Here is a 17,013-nt window from a genome sequence, read left to right as displayed (position 1 = left end):
GCGGCGGAGCCCCCCCACACGCACACCCCCCCCCCCCCCCCCCCCCCCCCCCTCCCGCCCCACCCCCCCCCCCCCCCCCCCCCCCCCCCCCCGGTTTGTGCGGCGCCGCCGCCGGGGGCCAGCCCCCGGGACCCCCGCGCCTCAAACGCCGGCGAGGCTGAAATGGCGCGGCTACGGCGTGACCGCGAACCCCGCCAGGATGGCCCCGGCCAGCTCCGCGTCGCCCTCCACCTTCACCCGGTCGGCCACGACATGCGCCCGCACCCGCCCCGCCGCCAGGCGGACGTACGTCTCCCAGTCCAGCGTCAGCGTCACCGCCGGGCCCAGCGACGGCGCCTTGTCCACCGTCCCCCGCCCCTCCGCGTCGACCCGTACCGTCCGCATGAACTCCAGCGGACCGTGCACGTCGATCACCACCGCCGAGTTCGCCGGCGCCCCCGCCCGCTTCGCCACCACCTTGGGCAGGCCGGCCAGGAGGATGTCCCGCGCCACGTACGCACCCGGCGAGTCCCAGTTCCCCGGAACCCCCAGCGCCGCCCGCAGGTCCTGCTCGTGGATCCACACGTCGAACGCCCGCAGCCGCAGCGCGTGCTCCAGCGTCACCTGGTCGCCCAGCGGCCCCCGCACCATCGTGGCCGGATCCCGCTTCTCGTTGCGCAGCTGCCGCGAGCGCCGGATGACGGTGTACTCCAGCTCCGAGGTCATCTCCGGCGCGGTGTGGTGCCGCCGCACGTCGACCTGCACCTCCATGTACCGGCTGAACTCGTCCACCACGTGCCGCAGGTCCCGCGCCACGGTGTGGATCGGCCGCGGGTCGCCGAGCTGCTCGCATTCGATGCCGATGATGTGTGACACGACGTCACGGACCGACCATCCGGGACACGGGGTGGCCCGGTTCCACTCGCCCTCCGTCAAGGGGAGGACCAGCTCGGATATCGCCTCGATGGAGTGCGTCCACGCGTCGGCATAGGGCTTGAGGCTGGGATGCGGATGGACGGTCAACGGGACCCCTCGCGGTGCTGTTCAGTGACGCGTTTTCGGAAGCAGTGGACTCAGTTTCCAAAACTACGCTGCCGGTGAGCACCCCGGCAGTGCTTTCGTGTGACGATCGTAGGCCCGAGTTGACGGCTTGAATGCCAGGACGGTGGTAGTGTGCGCGCCTCTCTGATCCAAATCGCAGTGAACGAGGGCGAGTCGGTACCTTCCCGACGTGCCCGCGTGGCCGACCTCGTACGTGAACAGGCCGGCTCTGATCTCGTCGTCCTGCCGGAGCTGTGGCCGGTGGGGGCCTTCGCCTACGAGCAGTTCGAGACCGAGGCCGAACCGCTGGACGGGCCGACCCACGAGGCCATGTCCAAGGCCGCGCGCGACGCCGGGGTCTGGCTGCACGCGGGCTCGGTCGTGGAGCGCGCGGGCGACGGCTCCCTCTACAACACCACCCTCGTCCTCTCCCCGGCGGGCGAGCTGGCCGCCACCTACCGGAAGATCCACCGCTTCGGCTTCGACCAGGGCGAAGCGGTGCTCATGTCGGCCGGCGACACCCTGACCACGGTGGCGCTGCCGGAGCAGACCCTCGGCATCGCCACCTGCTACGACCTGCGCTTCCCGGAGCTGTTCCGCGGCCTGGTCGACGCTGGGGCCACCACGATGGTCGTCGCGGCGGGCTGGCCCGCCCGCCGCCGGTCGCACTGGACCCTGCTGAGCCGGGCGCGCGCCGTGGAGGACCAGTCGTACGTCCTGGCGTGCGGGCTGGCCGGCACCCACGCGGGCGTCGAACAGGCCGGGCACAGCCTCGTGGTGGACCCGTGGGGCGAGGTCCTCGCGGAGGCGGGCCCCGGCGAGGAGGTCCTCACCGTGGACCTGGACCCGGCCAAGGTCTCCGACACCCGGGCCCAGTTCCCGGCCCTGAAGGACCGCCGCCTGGGCCGCTGAGCCGTCCGGCCGCGCTGACGCTGACGTGCCGGACAGGGCCGGTAGTCGTCGTCCCTCCTCCCCGATGGCCGGCACTTTGTCCCGTACGAGGTGTTTCATGCCCTGATCACTGCCCGCGATAGGTTTCCGTCATGCCACTCCTCTACGTGACCGACCTGGCGTACCCGGCGCGCGGCCGCCGCTACTGCGACGAGGACATATTCCTCACCTCGCGCCTGCGGGCGCACTTCGAGCTGGCCCTGTGCCACCCGGCGGACGCCCGCGCCCTGATGCCCGGCTTCGATGGCGTGATCGTCCGCAACAGCGGCCCGGTCCTGCACTACCAGGAGGCCTACGACGCCTTCCGCGCCGCGGCCCTCGCCGCCGGCACCCCGGTCTACAACCCCCTCACCGGCCGCGCCGACATGGCGGGCAAGCAGTACCTCCTCGACCTGACGGCCGCCGGATACCCGGTCATCCCGACGATCGACGACCCGGCCCGGCTGGCGGAGCTGCCGCAGGTGCCGCAGTACGTGGTCAAGCCGAAGCAGGGCGCCGACTCCATCGGCCTCGCCTTCACCGCGACACCGACCGGCCCGGCCGGGGCCGTGCTGATCCAGCCGCGCATCGACTTCACGTACGAGGTGTCCTTCTACTTCGTCGACGACGCCTTCCAGTACGCGCTCCACGCCCCGGACCCGACGCGCCGCTGGGACCTGCGGCCCTACGCCCCGACCGAGGCGGACCTGGCCTTCGCCCGCGCCTTCATCGCGTGGAACACCCTCGACCACGGCATCCAGCGCGTCGACGCCTGCCGGACCCCCTCCGGCGACCTGCTCCTCGTCGAGCTGGAAGACCTGAACCCGTACCTCTCCCTGGACCTTCTCCCGGCGGAGGTCCAGGACTCCTTCGTAACGGCGCTGACCAGATCCCTCCACGCCCTCTTCGGCTAGAGCCCGCTGGTGTCCAGGTCGAGGTCGAACGGCTCCGGCAGCCGCACCGGCGTCCCGAAGGCGTGCGGCCCGTCGACCTTCGCGTAGCCGAGCCGCCCGGGCTGGGCGAAGAGCGTGAGGGTCTTGTCCATCCGGTCGACGAGGAGGTACAGCGGCGCGCCGTACTCCGCGTACCGCCGGCGCTTGACGACGCGGTCGGCCTCGGCGTTGGACTCCGAGGTCACTTCGACGATCAGGATGGTCTGATCGGGCAGCAAGGCCCCGGCGCCCTGGGCGAGTTCACCGGGTACGACGGCGATGTCCGGGACGTACCAGTTCAGCGACCCGGGCAGGTCGAGGTCGCCGGATCCTGCGATGCACCCCAGTGCGTCGATCTTGTCCGCCAACTGCGTCCGCAGGGCGTGCCGGGCATGTTCGTGGTCCCAGCCGGGCGGCAGGTGGTCGATGACCCCTTCGAGCAGCTCGGCGCGCTCACCGCGGAACCGCTGCACGGCGTACTTCAGGGCGTGCTCGGGATCGATGCCCTGGCCGTAGTCGTGCGCGGTGGTCATGCCGGACGCCTCCTTCGTTGCCTCCAGCCAGACTCCCACGGGGATCCGCCGCCCGTCGTCACCCCTGCGGGTGCACATGTTCGGGGGTGGCACCCTTGACGCATGAATTCTGCCGCGCCCGCACCCCGTCGCGCCCGAGTCCGTGCCCCCGAGCTGATCGGCAAGGGCGGCTGGCTCAATACAGGCGGTACCCCGTACACCCTCGCTGACCTGCGGGGACGGATCGTCATTCTGGACTTTTGGACGTTCTGCTGCATCAACTGCCTGCACGTCCTCGACGAGCTGCGCGAGCTGGAGGAGAAGCACCGCGACACCGTCGTGATCATCGGTGTGCACTCGCCGAAGTTCGTGCACGAGGCCGAGCACGCCGCCGTGGTCGATGCCGTCGAGCGGTACGAGGTGCACCACCCCGTGCTGGACGATCCCGAGCTCGCGACCTGGAAGCAGTACGCCGTACGGGCCTGGCCCACGCTCGTGGTGATCGACCCCGAGGGGTACATCGTCGCGCAGCACGCCGGCGAGGGGCACGCGCACGCCATCGCGCGGCTCGTCGAGGAGCTGGAGGCCGAGCACGAGGCCAAGGGCACCCTGCGGCGCGGCGACGGGCCGTACGTGGCGCCCGAGCCGGTGGCGAGCGACCTGCGGTTCCCCGGGAAGGCGCTCGTGCTGCCCTCCGGGAACCTGCTGGTCTCGGACTCCACGCGGCACCAGCTCGTGGAGCTGGCCGCCGACGGGGAGAGCGTCGTACGGCGGATCGGGAGCGGGGAGCGCGGATTCACCGCGCAGAGCTTCAGCGAGCCGCAGGGGCTGGCGCTGCTGCCCGACGGCCGGGTCGTCGTCGCCGACACCGTCAATCACGCCCTGCGGACCTACGACCCGCGGACCGGGGCCGTCGAGACCGTCGCCGGGACCGGGCGCCAGTGGTGGCAGGGCTCGCCGACCTCGGGGCCGGCGCTGGAGGTGGACCTGTCCTCGCCGTGGGACGTGGCCTGGTGGCAGGGCCGGGTCTGGATCGCCATGGCCGGTGTCCACCAGCTGTGGACCTGGGACCCGGAGGCGGGCACCGTGGGGCTCGCGGCCGGGACGACCAACGAGGGCCTGCTCGACGGGCCCGCCGCCGAGGCGTGGTTCGCCCAGCCGTCCGGGCTCGCGGCCGCCGGGGACCGGCTGTGGATCGCCGACTCCGAGACCAGCGCCCTGCGGTACGTCGAGGACACCCCCGACGGCTACGCGATCCGCACCGCGGTCGGCACCGGGCTCTTCGACTTCGGGCACCGGGACGGGGACGCGGGCCAGGCCCTGCTCCAGCACCCGCTCGGGGTCACCGCCCTGCCCGACGGCTCGGTCGCGGTGTGCGACACGTACAACCACGCGCTGCGCCGCTACGACCCGGCCACCGGGGAGGTCTCCACGCTGGCCACCGATCTGCGCGAGCCCAGCGACGCCGTGCTGGTGGGTGAGGACATCGTGGTCGTCGAGTCCGCCCGGCACCGCCTGACCCGGCTGCGGCTCCCGGAGGAGGCCGTACGGGTCGAGTCCGTGGCCCACCGCACGCAGCGGGCCGCCACCGAGGTGGCACCCGGCACGCTCCGGCTGGACGTGGTCTTCCGGGCTCCGAGCGGGCAGAAGCTCGACACCCGTTACGGACCGTCGACCAGGCTGCTCGTCTCCTCGACCCCGCCCGAGCTCCTCACGGCGGGCGAGGGCGCCGGGACCGATCTGTTCCGGGAGCTCGCGCTGAACCAGGACGTCACGGAGGGCGTCCTGCACGTCTCCGCGATGGCGGCGTCCTGCGACGACGACCCGTCGAACGAGTACCCGGCCTGCCACGTCCACCAGCAGGACTGGGGGGTGCCGGTGACGGTCACCTCCGGTGGCGCGACCCGGCTGCCCCTCGTCCTCGCCGGGATGGACGACGAGGGGTGACGTGCCGCCGTCCTGGGGGGCTCAGCTGGGCTCAGCCCTCCAGGAAGGCCACCAGGGCGTTCGCCAGCAGGAACGGGTCGTCCGCGCCGCACAGTTCGCGGGCGCTGTGCATCGAGAGGATCGCGACGCCGATGTCCACGGTCTGAATGCCGTGGCGGGCGGCCGTGATCGGGCCGATCGTCGTGCCGCACGGCATCGAGTTGTTGGAGACGAAGGTCTGCCACGGCACGCCGGCCCGCTCGCACGCGCTCGCGAACACCGCGCGCCCGCTGCCGTCCGTCGCGTACCGCTGGTTGACGTTGACCTTCAGGATCGGGCCGCCGTTGGCCCGCGGGTGGTGCGAGGGGTCGTGCCGCTCCGCGTAGTTGGGGTGCACGGCGTGCCCCGTGTCCGAGGACAGGCAGATGGTGCCCGCGAAGGCCCGCGCGCGGTCCTCGTACGAGCCCCCGCGCGAGAAGACTGAACGTTCCAGCACGTTCCCCAGCAGCGGGCCGTCCGCGCCGGTGTCCGACTGCGAGCCGTTCTCCTCGTGGTCGAAGGCGGCCAGCACCGGGATGTGGTCGAGCTTCTCGGCGCCGGACACCGCCGCCAGCGCCGCGATCCCCGCGTGCACCGACACCAGGTTGTCCATGCGCGGGCCGGCCACCAGCTCGCGGTCGCGGCCCAGGTACGCGGGCGGCTCGATGGAGTGGACCATCAGGTCCCAGCCGGCCACCGAGCCCTGCTCCAGGCCCTCTTCCTCCTCCAGGAAGGCGATCAGGTCGCCCTCCTGCACCTCGCCCAGACCCCAGATCGGCTGCATGTGCCGCTGCTTGTCGAGCTTGAGGCCGTCGCTGTTCACCGACCGGTCCAGGTGCACGGCCAGTTGGGGCACGCGCAGCAGCGCGCGGTCCACGTTCACCAGGCGCTCGCTGCCGTCGCGCAGGGTCAGCCGCCCGGCCAGGCCCAGGTCCCGGTCCAGCCAGGTGTTGAGCAGGGTGCCGCCGTAGATCTCGACGGCGATCTGCCGCCAGCCCTGCGAGCCCGTGTCCGGCAGCGGCTTGACCCGCAGGTTGGGGGAGTCGGTGTGCGCGCCGACGATCCGGAAGGGGGTGTGCGAGGCCGCGCCCTCCGGGACGTACCAGGCGATGAGCGCACCGCCGCGGAGCACGAACTTGCCCCCGGTGCTCGCATCCCAGGCGTCCGTTTCCGACAACTGCCTGAAGCCTGCCTTCTCCAGCCGCTCGGCCGCGTTGGCCACGGCGTGGTACGGCGACGGACTGGCCGTCAGATAGGTCATCAGGTCGTCGGTGTGGCCGCGGTCGAAGCGGGCGGGAGAGCTCATGTGGTTCACCTTAACGACGGTCGTGTTCGCCATGGCCGGACTGCGGCGGATGGCCGAAGGTCAGGGTCCGCACGGTGGGTGATCTGCGGTCCCGTCGATTCTCAGCCCGGCGGGCGCTCGAATCGGCGTTGCAGCTGCCTGCGCTCGCCCCGGCGGATGCGCGGGAGCATCTCCGGGGTCTGCGGGGAGCGCTGCGCGCGTCTCTTGCGTCCGGCGCAGAAGATACAGGCCTCGCCGGGGGGCGCGTCGGGGTCGATGGGGGCACCGGGGTGTTCGGAGCAGCCGGAGGCGTTGCGCGGCCGGGACAGCTCGCGGGCGACGATGAAGGCGCGGTGCAGGTCGTCGGCGATGCGGACGAAGTCCTCCGCGGGGGAGGACAGGCCGAGGTGGAAGCGCTGGTCCTCGACGGTACGCACGCACGCGCGCAGCGCCTGGAGCGTGTACGGGCCCTCGGGCACCGGGTAGCCGAGGCGCCGCTGCTCCGCGGCGGGGCCGGCCGCGCGGCCGCCCTGGAGCCGCCGCCCGAGGCGCCGCCGGTCGTTGCAGATGAGGCAGCGGCCCCAGCCGTCGGGCGCCTCGGGGTCCAGCGCGCCGTTGGGGTGCTCGGGGCAGCCCGTGTAGCTCCTGGCGGGGGCCAGCCCGGCGGCGGTCTGGAAGGCCACGTACAGGGCGTCGGCTATCGCGTCGTACTCGGCGGGGTGGGCGCCGTCGTACAGCTCCCGCAGGTGGTCGCCGAGGCTGCCCAGGCTCGCCTGCAGCTCTTTGAGGGCGTACGGCCGTCCGGTCGGGACGGAGTACCCCCTGCTGCCGTGCTGATCCTGTGGACTCATGCGTACGAGCGTCCCATGAACGACCGACAACGGAAGAAAACCGCTGGTACACCAGCGGCCGGGCCCCCGTGCGGAGGACCCGGCCGCTGGATGTACGGATGCGGCGGCGCGGCCTAGAAGGCGGCCTCGTCGAGCTCCATGAGGGAGTTGTCGACGGCCTCGGCCAGCTGGCGCTGGACCGAGACGCCCGGGAGGACCTCGGCCGCGAAGAACTTCGCGGCGGCGATCTTGCCGGTGTAGAAGGGGACGTCCTTCGGGGAGGCGCCCGCCAGCTTCTCGGCGGCCACGGCGGCGCCCTTGAGCAGCAGGTATCCGACGACCACGTCACCGGACGCCATCAGCAGGCGGGTGGTGTTCTGGCCGACCTTGTAGATGTTCTTGACGTCCTCGCCGGTGGCGGTGAGGTCGACGATCATCTGGCCGACGATGGCTTCCAGGTCCACGGCGGCCCTGGCGAGCGCGTCGCGGGCACCGGCCAGCTCCTCGCCGCCGACGGCCTCGGCCAGGAACTTCTTGATCGTCTCGGAGAGCACGTTCAGCGAGGCGCCCTGGTCGCGGACGATCTTCCGGAAGAAGAAGTCCTGACCCTGGATGGCCGTCGTGCCCTCGTAGAGGGTGTCGATCTTGGCGTCGCGGATGTACTGCTCGATCGGGTACTCCTGGAGGTACCCGGAGCCGCCGAAGGTCTGCAGGGACTGCGCGAGCTGCTCGTACGACTTCTCCGAGCCGTAGCCCTTCACGATCGGCAGGAGCAGGTCGTTGAGGCCGACGAGGGAGGAGGCGTCCTCGCCCGCGGCCTGCTTGACCTGGATCTCGTCCTGCACGGAGGCCGTGTAGAGGACGAGGGCGCGCATGCCCTCGGCGTAGGCCTTCTGCGTCATGAGCGAGCGGCGCACGTCGGGGTGGTGCGTGATGGTGACCTTGGGCGCGGTCTTGTCCATGAAGTTCGCGAGGTCCGGGCCCTGCACGCGCTCCTTGGCGTACTCCAGCGCGTTCAGGTAGCCGGTGGAGAGGGTGGCGATGGCCTTCGTGCCGACCATCATCCGGGCGAACTCGATGATCATGAACATCTGGCGGATGCCGTCGTGCTTGTCACCGATCAGCCAGCCCTTGGCGGGGTGCTGGTCGCCGAAGGTCATCTCGCACGTGTTGGAGGCCTTGAGGCCCATCTTGTGCTCGACGTTCGTGGCGTAGACGCCGTTGCGCTCGCCCAGCTCGCCGGTCTCCCAGTCGAAGTGGAACTTCGGGACGAGGAAGAGGGACAGGCCCTTGGTGCCGGGGCCGTGGCCCTCGGGGCGCGCGAGGACGTAGTGGAGGATGTTCTCCTCCATGTCGTGCTCACCGGAGGTGATGAAGCGCTTCACGCCCTCGATGTGCCAGGAGCCGTCGGCCTGCTGGACGGCCTTGGTGCGGCCGGCGCCGACGTCCGAGCCGGCGTCCGGCTCGGTGAGGACCATGGTGGAGCCCCAGCGCTTCTCGACGGCGATCTGGGCGATCTTCTTCTGCGCCTCGTTGCCCTCTTCGAAGAGGACGCCGGCGAACGCCGGGCCGGAGGAGTACATCCAGACGGCCGGGTTCGAGCCGAGCAGCAGCTCCGCGTAGGCCCAGATGAGGGAGCGGGGCGAGGTGGTGCCGCCGATCTCCTCGGGCAGGCCCAGGCGCCAGTACTCCGAGTCCATGAAGGCTTCGTAGCTCTTCTTGAAGGAGGCCGGGACCGGCGCGGTGTTGGTGGCCGGGTCGAAGACCGGCGGGTTGCGGTCGGCGTCCGCGAAGGACTCGGCCAGCTCGTTCTCGGCGAGGCGGGCGATCTCGGACAGGACGCTCTTGGCGGTCTCGGTGTCCATCTCCTCGAACGGACCGGTGCCGTACTGCTTGTCGCGGCCGAGCACCTCGAAGAGGTTGAACTCGATGTCGCGGAGATTCGACTTGTAGTGCCCCATGGCGACGGCTCCGTTAAGGCTCGGGGAGACAGGTTCCTCGTACATACCAATCGGTAACGTAATGATGCTACCCGCCGGTAATAACAGCAACCCTTCCGAGCCGACTGTGACCAGGGTCAAAGCTCGCACCAGACGGTCTTGGTCCGGGGCCTTGGTCGACTCCCCAGCGCAGGGCCACGGCGTCGAGCAGGGCGAGCCCGCGCCCGGACTCGTCTGCGTCGGTGGCCTGCCGCAGCTCCGGCCACGCGCGCGGATCGGGATCGGTGAGCTCGACCCGCGTACGAGTTGCCCTTCCGGTGATCCGCAGGGTGACGGGCTGCCTTCGCCGAGGTGGGTGATCACGTTGCTCAGCAGCTCGCTGACGCACAGCTCGGCGTCGGGTGATCTGTCGGAGCCGAGGTGCTCGCGCACGGCGTGACGGAGGAGGGGTGCGGCCTTGGCGGCGGCGAGCAGGTGGATGGTGAGGGCGTTCACCGCTCGGCCAGGGCGGCCGTGAGGAGCCGCGCGGTGGCGACGTTGCAGTTGCCGAGGGCGATGAGGGGCGGGGTGCGGTGGCTACTGGCGTAGGAGGGGAGGTGGAGGTCGAGGGAGGGGAGGGTGATTCCTTGCGCTGCGAGGGCTGCGCGGAGGTGGTTGAGGGCGTCGATGGCCTCGCGGTCGTGGGCGTGATCGCTCATAGGGGCGCCTTTCTTGCGTGGACTGACTGTGACGAACTGCTCACAGGCTGGCGCGGGTCGGCGTAGCGTGGGAAGGGTTTCTGTTCCACGGCACGAGGTGTGGAAGGGCGGGCGATAGTGGCCGCACGCAAGGAGATTGACGGTTCGGCAAGCGTCCCTGCCTTCTACGGCAAGGAGCTGCGCTGGAAGCGGGAGGCGGCGGGGCGCACGCTTCAGCAGACAGTGGAGGGCAGCTTCTACGGGGTCAGCTACCTGAGCGAGATCGAGCGCGGCCATCGGCGGATGCCGCTGGACCTGGCGCGGCACATTGACCAGGTGCTGGAAACCGATGGGTTCTTCGCACGGCGCTGCGAGGACGTCCGCAAGGCCCGCACCAGCCTGTACGCGCCGTACTTCGCGGACGCTGTGGAAATGGAGGCGCAAGCCCGAGACCTTGAGGAATGGTCTCCCATGCTCATCCCCGGTCCCCTGCAACTGGAGCCCTACATCCGGGAGATCATCCATGCTTTCAGCCCCACGGACGATGAGGCGGAGGTCCAGCGGAAGGTCGCCGCGCGGCGTGCGCGCGCCTGGGTCTTCGAAGAGCCTGAGGGGCCGGCGTCGTGGGTCGTCTTCCACGAGTCGATTCTTCGGCAGTCCATCGTCGGAGACCAGCTCATGGCGGAGCAGTTGGCCCACGTGGCGGCTGTTGCGCGTCGCCGTCGTTACATTCCACAGATCCTTCCGTGTAACGCCGGGGCGCACCCGTTCATGATGGGGTCGACGTTCCTCATGAGCTTCAGCGACGCCTCGCCGGTCATGTACACGGAGGGCATGTACAGCGGCCAGATCATCGACGATCCGGGCATCGTTAGGCAGTACCAGCAGGCGTACAACCGCCTCCGGGCGGCCGCCCTGCCGCCGGAGGCGTCTCTGAAAATGATCGAGGCGGCAGCGGAGGACTACGGCAATGGCACCCATGCACGTCGACGTGAGCGCACTCGCCTGGCGGAGGAGCAGCTACAGCACGGCCACTGAGGGCCTCTGCGTTGAGGTCGCGGACGGCCTGACCGGGATCGTGCCCGTCCGGGACTCCAAGGTCGAGGACGGGCCCGTCCTCGTGCTGTCGGCGGCGGCCTGGGCCCCCTTCGTCGCCGCCGTCAAGGCAAGCTGACCGGTAACCGCGCGCCCGGCCGGCCGAGGCCTCGGTAGGCTTCGGCCCATGTACGGCTACGACCAGAACCCGGGCGCCCAGCAGCAGTACGCGCAGCCCCCGCAGGGCTACGCGCAGCAGCCTCAGCAGCCGCTGTACCCCGAGCCGTCCCCGCCCTCCCTCGCGGACGCGGTACGGGCCTTCACCACCGGGCAGCTCGCCGCCGAGGACTTCCAGCAGATCTTCGCCGGGTCGAAGGTCTACTGCCCGCGCGGCGAAACCCCCGGATTCCTGGCGCTGCACAACACGCAGCAGCCGGTCATCCCCATGTTCACCACGCTCAAGGAGCTGCGCCGGTACGCCGGCAAGGAGTCCAAGTACTTCGTGATCACCGGCGCCGAGGTGATCGACCTGCTGCCGACCGGCTACGGCTTCGTCCTCGACATGGAGGGCGACCACCGGATGGTCTTCGACGCGAAGGCGGTCGAGCAGATGGTCGACTTCGCCATGCGCCGCATGTACGGCTAGACGTCACAGCTGCGCGGACGGCTCGGAGGGCCGGGCGTCCGATCAGGTGGCGGGGCCGGTGAAGCCGGTGTGCCTGAGTCCCTCCGGCCGGATCCTCCCTACGTTCGTAGGGATCAAAGGAGGCTGCGATGGCCGAGCACCCGAACATCGGGGTATTCCACCGGGCTCTGGAGGCGTTTTCGGCCGGCGACATGGAGGCGCTGGCGGAGGTGTTCCACCCGGATGTGGTGTGGCATCTCGGCGGCCACGGCCCGCTGGCGGGCGACTACCAGGGCCGCGAGGCCTCGTTCGCCCTGTTCCAACGGGAATTCGAGCTGACCGGCGGCACCTATCGCCCCCGTCTTCACGATGTGCTCGCCAACGACCGGCACACGGTCGCCCTGCTCCACGTCACGGCCTCACGCGAGGGCAAAGAGCTCGACATGGACGAGACGATCATCTTCCACATCCAGGACGGCCGGATCACCGAAGCCTGGGGGCTGTGGTCCGACCAGAAGGCGTACGACGAGTTCTGGTCGTAGCGGCGACCGGACAACGGCCTGGTAGGAAACCGCAGGCAGGACCACCCGGAGCCCCGGAGGAAATTTCCTCCGGGGCTCCGCTGTTCTGGCGGGTGTGGCAGAAAGTTCGAGTTTCAACTAAACTCGAAGCAGAAGGAGGTCCTGATCATGCCCGCAGTGACTGTTGAGAACCCGTTGACCCTCCCGCGAGTGGCCGAGCCGCAGGCGGCCGTCGCGCGCAAGGTGCTGGCCGTCGTCTCCGCTCCCGGTGGGTTCGAGGGCGAGGGATTCCCGGTGCGCCGCGCGTTCGCCGGGATCAACTACCAGTACCTCGACCCGTTCATCATGATGGACCAGATGGGCGAGGTGGAGTACGCGCCGGGCGAGCCCAAGGGCACCCCCTGGCACCCGCACCGCGGCTTCGAGACCGTCACGTATCTGATCGACGGAACCTTCGTCCACCAGGACAGCAACGGCGGCGGCGGAGTCATCAACGGCGGTGACACCCAGTGGATGACCGCCGGTTCGGGCCTCCTGCACATCGAGGCCCCGCCGGAGGCCCTCGTCGTCAGCGGCGGGCTCTTCCACGGCCTCCAGCTGTGGGTGAACCTCCCGGCCTCCGACAAGATGATGCCCCCGCGCTACCAGGACATCGGCGGCGGCCAGGTCCAGCTGCTGACCACCCCGGACGGCGGCTCCCTGCTGCGCGTGATCGCCGGTGAGCTCGACGGCCACCAGGGGCCGGGCATCACCCACACCCCGATCACGATGATCCACGCGACCGTCACGCCGGGTGCGCAGATCACCCTGCCGTGGCGCGAGGACTTCAACGCCCTGGCGTACGTCATGGCCGGCCGCGGGTCGGTCGGCGAGGACCGCCGGCCCGTCCGGACCGGGCAGACGGCCGTCTTCGGCGAGGGCGGCTCGCTCACGGTGCGGGCGGACGAGTCGCAGGACTCCAACGCGCCCGACCTGGAGGTCGTGCTCCTCGGCGGCCGTCCGATCCGGGAGCCGATGGCGCACTACGGGCCGTTCGTCATGAACAGCCAGCACGAGCTCCAGCAGGCCTTCGACGACTTCCAGGCGGGCCGGCTGGGCACCATCCCGACCACCGCCCGGACCGGGCTCGGTCACCGGGGCACCGGCGAGCCCGACGCCGACTGACCGTACGGGAGCGCGTAACCGCGTAACCGCGTAACCCGGTCACAGCACTAGACAGGACCCACGGGTCCGGGCGCCGCTTCGGCGGCGTACCGGGCCCGCAGCTCCGAGATCACCCCGAAGACGGCCGCGGTCAGCGGTACCGCCAGCAGCATCCCCAGGATCCCGGCGACGCTCGCCCCGGCGGTGATGGCCAGCATCACCACGGCCGGATGCATCTGCACCGTGCGGCTCTGCACCACGGGCTGGAGCACGTACCCCTCGATCATCTGGACCAGCAGCACCAGGCCCAGCGCCCACAGCCCGATGGCCCAGCCACGGTCGGCGAAGGCCACGAGCACCGCCACGGCGCCCGAGAGGAACGCGCCGAGGTAGGGGATGTAGGCGGTCACGAAGACCAGGGCGGCCAGCCCCAGCGCGCCCGGCACGTCGAGGATCAGCAGGCCCACGCCGATCAGCACGCCGTCGACCAGGGCCACGAAGGTGGTCCCGCGCATGAAGCCCTCGACGGCCTCGAAGGCGCGCCTCCCCATGGCCTCCATCAGGTCGCCGGAGCGGCTCGGGACCAGCGAGCGCAGCGTCCCCACGGCCCGGTCGGAGTCGCGGAGGAAGAAGAAGATCAGGACCAGCGCGAGCAGGGCCATCGCGATCACCGAACCCACCACGCTGAGCCCGGCGACCACGCCCGACGCGGCCGTACTGCCGAACTTGGTGAGCAGGTCCTTGGAGTTCGCGGTGATGTCCTCCAGCGAGGTGCCCACCGCCCCGAGGTGCTCGGTGAGGGTCGCGCCGGCCCGCCGCAGCGCGTCGACGATCTGATCGCCGGTCTCGATGAGCGCGAGGCCGACGACGTACGCCGCCCCGCCGACGACGGCGACCACCGCGAGGCAGGTGAGGGCCGCGGCGAGCGAGCGGTTCACCTTCATGCGGACCAGACGCCGGTGCATCGGCCCGAGCAGGGCCGTACCGAGAACGGCCAGCAGGACGGGCGTGACCGCCGTCTGGAAGACGACGCACAGCCACACGGCGACGGCTAGGACGGCGGTCACGAGCAGGGCGACGGCGCACCAGGCGGCGAGCCGCCGTACGGGCTCCGGCAGGAGTGGAGGGGGCACGTCCGTATCCAATCACGATCACCATGACGGCCCGCCCGCCCCGCCCGGCGCTCAGAGCACCGGGTCGGGGTCCGCCTTCGACTGCTCGTGCAGCTCGAACCAGATCGACTTGCCCTCGCCCCGCGGGTCCACGCCCCAGGTATCGGCCAGCATCTCCATCAGCAGCACGCCGCGGCCGCTGGAGGACATCTCGCCCGGGTGGCGCTTGTGCGGGAGCTCGTCGCTCGCGTCCGCGACCTCGACGCGCAGCCGGCGCGCGCCGAGCTCGCCCACCGCCTCCGCCGCCAGGAGGGCGTCGCCGTCGGTGTGCGTCAGTACGTTCGTCACCATCTCGGAGACCATCAGCACCGCCGAGTCCACCTGATCGGCGTCGGCCCAGTCGTGCAGCAGCTCCCGCACCTGCCGCCGCGCGCCCGCGATCCGTTCCGGTTCCGCCTGGGCCACGGTCAGGACCGTGCGGCGCGCCGGGCGGGCGGGGTGCGTCAGCGGGGTGCCGCAGCCGCAGCCCTCGCCCTCGCGGCACAGGAGCAGCACCGCTATGTCGTCCTCGCGGCGGTCGGCCAGCGGGCCGGTGGTGTGGTGCGAGGACGGCCCGTGCACGGCCTGGACCAGCAGGTCGGCGAGGCGTTCGAGGTGCGGGGGCTCGAACGGCGCGAGCCGTCCCTCCTCGGCGGCCCGGCCCGCCCCGGGGCTCCCGGGCGCGTGCGTGTCGGACTCCAGGACCGCGCGCAGCCGCGCCCAGCCGGTGTCCAGGTCGTGCCCGCCGGTCTCGATGAGCCCGTCGGTGCAGAGCATCATCGTCTCGCCCGGTTCCAGGGTGAACCGGGTGGTGGGGTAGTCGGTGTCGGGGACGATCCCGAGGGGGAGCCCGCCCGCGGTGGGGCGCATCAGGACGGTGCCGTCCGTCATCCGGATCGCGGGATCGGGGTGGCCGGCGCGGGCCACCTCCAGCATTCCGGTCTTCGGGTCGCACTCCACGTACAGGCAGGTCGCGAACCGCGGGCTCTGGAAGTCCGGGTCCTCGCCCGGGTCTGCGCCCGGAGGCACGTCAAGGGCCCCGTCCGGGCCTCCGTCAGGGCCCCGGTCCGGGCCGCCGGACTCCTGCGAGGAGCACAGCCCGGCCAGGAAGCGGGAGGCGCGGGAGAGCACCGCGTCCGGGCGGTGCCCCTCGGACGCGTACGCCCGTACCGCGATCCGCAGCTGGCCCATCAGCCCGGCCGCCCGGACGTCGTGTCCCTGCACATCGCCGATGACCAGCGCGAACCTGCCCGAGGGCAGCGGGATCATGTCGTACCAGTCGCCGCCCACCTGGAGCCCGCCGCCGGTCGGGACGTAGCGCGCCGCGATCCGCATGCCGGGGATCTCCGGGCCCAGCTGCGGCATCATCGACCGTTGCAGGCCGGTGGTGAGTTCCCGCTCGGATTCGGCCACCCCGGCGCGCTGGAGCGCCTGGGCCAGCATCCGGGCCACGGTCGTCAGGACGGACCGCTCGTCGGGGGAGAAGGACGCCGGTTGCTTGAAGGCGGCCATCCAGGCGCCCATCGTCCGCCCGGCCACGATCAGCGGCAGGAAGGCCCAGGACACCCGGCCGAAGCGCTGGGCGAGCGGCCAGGTGGCCGGAAAGCGCCGTTTGTAGTCCTCGGGGGTGGGCAGGTAGATCGCCCGGCCGGTGCGCACGACCTCGGCGGCCGGGTAGTCCGTCTCCAGCGGCATGTCCGCGAAGGGGCCCTCGTCCCCCGGATCGTGCCCGTGGTGCCCGATGATCGACAGCCGGTCCCCGGCCACGCCGAAGACGGCCAGCCCGTCCGGGTTGAAGCCCGGCATGGACAGCGAGGCGGCGACCCGGAGCACCTCCGCCGTGGACCGCGCCTCCGCCAGCGCCCGCCCCGCGTCCAGCAGGAAGGCCTCGCGGGAGCGCCGCCAGTCGCCGGTGATCGGGGTGTGCGCGGCCGTGGTGCCGGGCTGCGGCTCGGCGATCTCCTGGATGGTGCCGATCAGCTCGTAGTCCAGGGTCCCGTCGGCCGCCCGGTTCTCCAGGGGTTTGGAGCGGCTGCGTACGGTCCGCAGGACGCGCCCGTCCACGTCCATGATCCGGAGCCGGGCCTCGGCGAGGGTGCCCTCGGCGACGGCCATGTTCACGATCCCGTTGATCTCGTTCCAGTCCACCGGGTGGAAGCGGGACCGTACGGACACCTCGGGCAGCACCACGGGCTCGGCGGGCAGCCCGAGGAGCCGGGCGGCCTCGCTGTCGAGGGTGACCGTCCCGGAGGCGTTGTCCCATCGCCACAGGCCCGTCGCGATGGCGGCCAGCACGTCCTCGGTGCGCACCCGGTCATCTTTACAGCTCATCCCACCGACGTGCCTGTTCGCCGGGTGCTGCCGGGCGCGTTCTCCGCCGGCTTCGGGGCGCCTCCCGGGCGCGTTCCGCGCGGGCTCCCGGGCGCGTTTGCGCAGGCTGGCGGGAG

Annotated in this window: 16 protein-coding genes; 8 read left to right on the top strand and 8 right to left on the bottom strand. The window is 71.3% G+C overall.

Annotated features, from left to right (window positions below):
• Window positions 1–171 precede the first annotated feature (171 nt).
• Window positions 172–1,002 carry a maleylpyruvate isomerase family mycothiol-dependent enzyme gene (locus tag ACZ4TV_RS24475; RefSeq protein ID WP_468136956.1) on the bottom strand — a complete coding sequence of 277 codons (831 nt, stop codon included), beginning with the start codon at window positions 1,000–1,002 and terminating at the stop codon, window positions 172–174.
• Window positions 1,003–1,152: 150 nt separating this feature from the next.
• Here ACZ4TV_RS24475 and ACZ4TV_RS24470 point away from each other — a divergent pair, with 150 nt between their 5' ends.
• Entirely contained in the window at window positions 1,153–1,932 is a 780-nt protein-coding gene (locus tag ACZ4TV_RS24470) for a carbon-nitrogen family hydrolase (RefSeq protein WP_468136955.1), read from the top strand.
• Between the two features lie 131 nt (window positions 1,933–2,063).
• Complete coding sequence (locus tag ACZ4TV_RS24465; RefSeq protein WP_468136954.1) at window positions 2,064–2,864, top strand: ATP-grasp domain-containing protein; 801 nt, start codon at window positions 2,064–2,066, stop codon at window positions 2,862–2,864.
• Here ACZ4TV_RS24465 and ACZ4TV_RS24460 read toward each other — a convergent pair.
• Window positions 2,861–3,415 carry a Uma2 family endonuclease gene (locus tag ACZ4TV_RS24460; RefSeq protein WP_468136953.1) on the bottom strand — a complete coding sequence of 185 codons (555 nt, stop codon included), beginning with the start codon at window positions 3,413–3,415 and terminating at the stop codon, window positions 2,861–2,863. The two genes, ACZ4TV_RS24465 and ACZ4TV_RS24460, sit on opposite strands and share 4 nt — an antisense overlap.
• A 102-nt stretch (window positions 3,416–3,517) precedes the next feature.
• Between ACZ4TV_RS24460 and ACZ4TV_RS24455 the strand changes: the two genes are divergently transcribed.
• Window positions 3,518–5,341 carry an NHL domain-containing thioredoxin family protein gene (locus ACZ4TV_RS24455; RefSeq protein ID WP_468136951.1) on the top strand — a complete coding sequence of 608 codons (1,824 nt, stop codon included), beginning with the start codon at window positions 3,518–3,520 and terminating at the stop codon, window positions 5,339–5,341.
• Window positions 5,342–5,372: 31 nt separating this feature from the next.
• Here ACZ4TV_RS24455 and ACZ4TV_RS24450 read toward each other — a convergent pair whose 3' ends face one another.
• From ACZ4TV_RS24450 to ACZ4TV_RS24435, 4 genes are all read right to left on the bottom strand, one after another.
• Window positions 5,373–6,665 carry a M18 family aminopeptidase gene (locus tag ACZ4TV_RS24450; RefSeq protein WP_468136950.1) on the bottom strand — a complete coding sequence of 431 codons (1,293 nt, stop codon included), beginning with the start codon at window positions 6,663–6,665 and terminating at the stop codon, window positions 5,373–5,375.
• Between the two features lie 101 nt (window positions 6,666–6,766).
• Window positions 6,767–7,495 carry a hypothetical protein gene (locus ACZ4TV_RS24445; RefSeq protein ID WP_468136949.1) on the bottom strand — a complete coding sequence of 243 codons (729 nt, stop codon included), beginning with the start codon at window positions 7,493–7,495 and terminating at the stop codon, window positions 6,767–6,769.
• Between the two features lie 113 nt (window positions 7,496–7,608).
• Complete coding sequence (locus ACZ4TV_RS24440; RefSeq protein WP_468136961.1) at window positions 7,609–9,435, bottom strand: acyl-CoA dehydrogenase; 1,827 nt, start codon at window positions 9,433–9,435, stop codon at window positions 7,609–7,611.
• Window positions 9,436–9,905: 470 nt separating this feature from the next.
• The gene (locus tag ACZ4TV_RS24435; RefSeq protein WP_468136948.1) at window positions 9,906–10,112 is read right to left on the bottom strand and encodes a hypothetical protein; all 207 of its coding nucleotides are present in this window, start codon (window positions 10,110–10,112) and stop codon (window positions 9,906–9,908) included.
• Window positions 10,113–10,229: 117 nt separating this feature from the next.
• Between ACZ4TV_RS24435 and ACZ4TV_RS24430 the strand changes: the two genes are divergently transcribed.
• From ACZ4TV_RS24430 to ACZ4TV_RS24410, 5 genes are all read left to right on the top strand, one after another.
• Window positions 10,230–11,129 carry a helix-turn-helix domain-containing protein gene (locus tag ACZ4TV_RS24430; RefSeq protein ID WP_468136947.1) on the top strand — a complete coding sequence of 300 codons (900 nt, stop codon included), beginning with the start codon at window positions 10,230–10,232 and terminating at the stop codon, window positions 11,127–11,129.
• The gene (locus ACZ4TV_RS24425; RefSeq protein ID WP_468136946.1) at window positions 11,083–11,265 is read left to right on the top strand and encodes a DUF397 domain-containing protein; all 183 of its coding nucleotides are present in this window, start codon (window positions 11,083–11,085) and stop codon (window positions 11,263–11,265) included. The genes ACZ4TV_RS24430 and ACZ4TV_RS24425 overlap by 47 nt, the downstream gene beginning before the upstream one ends.
• Before the next feature lie 48 nt (window positions 11,266–11,313).
• Window positions 11,314–11,772, top strand: coding sequence for an SseB family protein (locus ACZ4TV_RS24420; protein ID WP_468136945.1), 459 nt, complete (start codon window positions 11,314–11,316; stop codon window positions 11,770–11,772).
• Between the two features lie 128 nt (window positions 11,773–11,900).
• Entirely contained in the window at window positions 11,901–12,293 is a 393-nt protein-coding gene (locus ACZ4TV_RS24415) for a nuclear transport factor 2 family protein (protein ID WP_468136944.1), read from the top strand.
• 147 nt (window positions 12,294–12,440) lie between these two features.
• Window positions 12,441–13,436: a pirin family protein gene (locus ACZ4TV_RS24410; RefSeq protein WP_468136943.1), complete on the top strand. Its 996-nt coding sequence runs from the start codon at window positions 12,441–12,443 to the stop codon at window positions 13,434–13,436.
• Window positions 13,437–13,483: 47 nt separating this feature from the next.
• Here the strand turns inward: ACZ4TV_RS24410 and ACZ4TV_RS24405 are convergent, their stop codons facing one another.
• Entirely contained in the window at window positions 13,484–14,548 is a 1,065-nt protein-coding gene (locus ACZ4TV_RS24405) for an AI-2E family transporter (RefSeq protein ID WP_468136942.1), read from the bottom strand.
• A gap of 51 nt (window positions 14,549–14,599) precedes the next feature.
• Window positions 14,600–16,876 (bottom strand): SpoIIE family protein phosphatase, encoded by a 2,277-nt coding sequence (locus tag ACZ4TV_RS24400; protein ID WP_468136959.1) that lies wholly within the window; start codon window positions 16,874–16,876, stop codon window positions 14,600–14,602.
• Window positions 16,877–17,013: the final 137 nt, after the last annotated feature.

This window comes from Streptomyces sp. NPDC028910, assembly GCF_055564955.1.
Note: the sequence above shows the minus strand (reverse complement) of the source record. Positions and strands in the feature narration are given on the sequence as shown.

Bases quoted from the DNA above. Each gene is read 5' to 3' on its own strand.
- ACZ4TV_RS24465 (WP_468136954.1), top strand. From the start codon at position 2,064: ATGCCACTCCTCTACGTGACCGACCTGGCGTACCCGGCGCGCGGCCGC.
- ACZ4TV_RS24460 (WP_468136953.1), bottom strand. From the start codon at position 3,415: ATGACCACCGCGCACGACTACGGCCAGGGCATCGATCCCGAGCACGCC.
- ACZ4TV_RS24455 (WP_468136951.1), top strand. From the start codon at position 3,518: ATGAATTCTGCCGCGCCCGCACCCCGTCGCGCCCGAGTCCGTGCCCCC.
- ACZ4TV_RS24450 (WP_468136950.1), bottom strand. From the start codon at position 6,665: ATGAGCTCTCCCGCCCGCTTCGACCGCGGCCACACCGACGACCTGATG.
- ACZ4TV_RS24445 (WP_468136949.1), bottom strand. From the start codon at position 7,495: ATGAGTCCACAGGATCAGCACGGCAGCAGGGGGTACTCCGTCCCGACC.
- ACZ4TV_RS24440 (WP_468136961.1), bottom strand. From the start codon at position 9,435: ATGGGGCACTACAAGTCGAATCTCCGCGACATCGAGTTCAACCTCTTC.
- ACZ4TV_RS24435 (WP_468136948.1), bottom strand. From the start codon at position 10,112: ATGAGCGATCACGCCCACGACCGCGAGGCCATCGACGCCCTCAACCAC.
- ACZ4TV_RS24420 (WP_468136945.1), top strand. From the start codon at position 11,314: ATGTACGGCTACGACCAGAACCCGGGCGCCCAGCAGCAGTACGCGCAG.
- ACZ4TV_RS24415 (WP_468136944.1), top strand. From the start codon at position 11,901: ATGGCCGAGCACCCGAACATCGGGGTATTCCACCGGGCTCTGGAGGCG.
- ACZ4TV_RS24410 (WP_468136943.1), top strand. From the start codon at position 12,441: ATGCCCGCAGTGACTGTTGAGAACCCGTTGACCCTCCCGCGAGTGGCC.